4 protein-coding genes are annotated in these 3,317 nt (G+C 34.4%); all 4 read left to right on the top strand.

Features of this window, described 5'->3' with window-relative positions; translation table 11 throughout:
* Positions 1–260, top strand: a 260-nt coding sequence (locus tag PHY73_08745; protein ID MDD3375789.1) for a phosphonopyruvate decarboxylase, incomplete at its 5' end; no start/stop codon positions are given.
* A 1-nt stretch (position 261) separates the two neighbouring features.
* Complete coding sequence (locus tag PHY73_08740; GenBank protein MDD3375788.1) at positions 262–1,998, top strand: iron-containing alcohol dehydrogenase; 1,737 nt, start codon at positions 262–264, stop codon at positions 1,996–1,998.
* A gap of 141 nt (positions 1,999–2,139) precedes the next feature.
* Positions 2,140–2,976 carry a LicD family protein gene (locus PHY73_08735; GenBank protein ID MDD3375787.1) on the top strand — a complete coding sequence of 279 codons (837 nt, stop codon included), beginning with the start codon at positions 2,140–2,142 and terminating at the stop codon, positions 2,974–2,976.
* Positions 2,977–2,999: 23 nt separating this feature from the next.
* Positions 3,000–3,317: oligosaccharide flippase family protein (locus tag PHY73_08730; GenBank protein MDD3375786.1), on the top strand; the 318-nt coding region annotated here is incomplete at its 3' end.

The following is a 3,317-nucleotide window of genomic DNA, read 5'->3' as shown; positions in this document are numbered from 1 at the left end:
CCTCTCACGAATCTGTTGGTGGCCAACCAACCGTGGCTGACAAGATTGATATCAAATCAATTCTAATTGCTTGTGGCTTTTCTTCAACCTATGAAGCGAGAACAAAAGAAGAAATAAAAGCCGCAGTTGAAAAAATGAAAAATGAAGGCAAATGCGCTTTAATTTTGTATACCAAACAAGGAAGTAGGGATGATTTAGGTCGCCCAACAACGACTCCGATTGAAAATAAAGAATCTTTCATGAAACAATTCGAGGAATAACGTGAAAGCTCTAATTTTTAATTCCGGAATCGGTAAAAGAATGGGGGCGTTGACCGCCCATGCTCCAAAAAGCATGGTTCATTTGTACAACGATGAAACCATCTTTGAACGTCAAATCAGATTAATTCAAGAGGCTGGCATACGAGAAGTAGTGGTTACTACTGGGCCATATCCTGAAACGATAAAAGAAGTATGTGACAAAGAATGTTTTCGAAACATGCGTTTCATTTTTTCACACAATGAAAAATACGACCAAACCAACTACATTTACTCGATGTACAACGCTAGGGAGTATCTCGATGACGATATCATCATGATGCATGGAGACTTAGTGTTTGATCGCACTTTAATTCCTGCAATGTTAAAAAACAAAAAAGCCAACCTATGCCTTATCAATAAATTTAAAGTTCTTCCTGAAAAAGATTTCAAAGGAAGAATAATTGATGGAACTTTACGAGAAGTATCAATAAGCATTTTTGATAAAAATTGTTTCGCTTTTCAGCCTCTTTACAAGCTGAGCAAAGACGCTATTGCTAAATGGATTGATAATGTGGTTAAGTTCATCGATAAAGGAATTGTTGGAGTTTATGCCGAAAACGCTCTTAACGAAATAAGCAATCAACTATCAATTTTTCCGATGAGTTATACCAAACACTTCATTGATGAAGTTGATAATCCGAATGATCTCGAAAGAGTATCAAAATCAATTGAACAGTGGGATGCTAAAACTCAAGTCATATATTACTCTTCACTTTTGAAAAGCAAAATCAATGGTCTTTTGTTTAATATTAATGCAAAAAATCCTCTATTTGTTGTTGATTCTTTCTTAACAAAAAAGATTGGCAAACAATTCGGCCACCCAGTTATTTTTTCTCATTTTACTTCCAATCCAAAATATGAGGAAATGCTTGTTGGTCTAACCTTATTTAAGGAAAAAAAGTGCGATGCAATTATCTCTATTGGTGGTGGTTCATGTATAGATGTTGCAAAGGCAATAAAACTGAGTTTAGACTCTGATATAAAAAGTGACATCCCAACATTCAAACAAATATATAAACACAACGATGTTCAACACATCGCTGTTCCAACAACTTCTGGAACTGGTAGTGAGTCAACAAGACATTCAGTTTTGTATTTGAATGGAGAAAAACAATCCATCAGTAACTCAGCAATTCTTCCTGAATACGTTATCCTTCAACCAAATTTCATTCTTACGGTTCCTGATTATCAGAAGAAGTGTACTGCTTTGGATGCTTTTTGTCAGTGCGTTGAATCGCTATGGTCAAAAAAAGCAACCAAGGAAAGCAAGAAGTATGCTTTAAAAGGCATTCAATTATTTGAGAAATCATATCGAAGCTATCTTAATAATGAAATCAAAGCGATAAAATCGATTCAGACTGTCGCCAACCTCTCAGGGAAGGCAATTAATATATCGGAAACGACTGCAGGACATGCGATGAGTTATAAAATAACTTCTCTTTATGAAATCCCTCACGGTCACGCTGTGGCGATGGCAATGAATGCAATATTGCATAATTGCAAGGTAAAGACACTTTTTAGTGGCATAGATGTTAAAGAGTTATTTGCTGAAATTATGAGTTTTTTTGACCTTGGTCTACAAGTAAAAGATCACCTCGATGATGCACAAATATTGACCGAGAGCGTGAATCCAATAAGATTAAAAAATTTCAAATATAAAATTAATGTCAAAAAATGTTACCTCACAATACTTAGATAGTCAGAGCATTTGGGTAGCATCTACATGCAAGTGGAGATATTCCTTTTAATTCACATTAGTGATATAGTTAGCCGAACGGACTTTTAACCAGTTAAAATTACTGGAGCAAAAACCAAGAAGATTATTTGAAAAAGAGAAAAAATGGACCAAAGTAATTATAAAAAAATAACCCTACCAGAAATTCAAGAAATTATGATTGCTAGGCTTAAAGAAGTAGTCGACTTTTTGGATAAGAATAATATCGATTATTTTGCGACATATGGTACTGCTTTAGGCGCTTATCGCCACAAAGGTTTTATTCCGTGGGATGATGACATTGATTTAGGAATGACAAGGGAAAATTATAATCGTTTTCTTAAAATTGCTAAGCAGTTGGAAAACGATCATTTTATTATACTTGGTTACCATTTTTCGAAACACATTGAGCACGGATTAACAAAAATTGGCATTAAGGGAACATATTGTCCTCAAAGATGCCTAAAAAAGAATTACGATACTCATTTTCATATTGACATCTTTCCTTATGATTCAGTTCCAAGTGACTCTAACAAAGCAAAGAAAATTGCTCGCAAGACCAAAAGCATAAAAAACAAACTTTATTTTAAGACAAGAAAAAATTCTTCAACAAAGTTGAAAAGTCTTATTTTGTGCTTGTATCAGGCTATCCTATCGCCTCTTTCGACACGCAGTCTTGCAAAAAAACTCGATAATCTAGCACAAAAATATAATGAAATCGAACCATCTTCAAAATATGTTGTTGATGTTATGGCAGCTTACCCATATGAAAAACAAGCTGTTTCAAGAGATTATGTGACTAGCACCGTATTAGCCGATTTTGCTACGATAAAAATTAGAGTCCCCAACAATTGTAATAAATTCCTTGAGGGAATTTACGGTCCTACTTTTATGACCCCTTCTGGAATGCGATTTGATCAGGACACATACTACGCATTAGTAAAAAAAGATTTTGTTGTATAGAAATAGTGTGAGCAAGCAATTACATGAAAACAAGTAAACTAAATTGGCAAAGAATACTACCGATTCTATTTTCAGCCCTATCAGCTGTGATATCGTTATTGACAACATTTTTTGTAGCGAAAATATTAAAGCCCGAAGCGTATGGTGAAGTGCAAGGATTTGTCGGAGTCATTCAAGTACTTAGTATTATTACTGCTTTAGGTTTGCCTGATTTCCTTACTAAGAGTGCTCAATATGCTGAAAATAAGAAAGCTTTCTTTTCCAAATACTTCTTATTAGTTTGCTGTTGGAGTGTTATTGTTTTTCCTGCATTTTTCGCTATAGCATATTTCTTCATGAAT

The organism is Candidatus Omnitrophota bacterium, assembly GCA_028693815.1.
In the GTDB taxonomy this organism is placed as follows: Bacteria; Omnitrophota; Gorgyraeia; order Zapsychrales; family Aceulaceae; genus Aceula.
The sequence above is the reverse complement of the archived record's forward strand: the minus strand, read 5'-3'. Positions and strand labels throughout refer to the sequence as shown.

Excerpts from the sequence above, each read along its gene's own strand:
- PHY73_08735 (MDD3375787.1), top strand. The coding sequence starts at position 2,140 with ATGGACCAAAGTAATTATAAAAAAATAACCCTACCAGAAATTCAAGAA.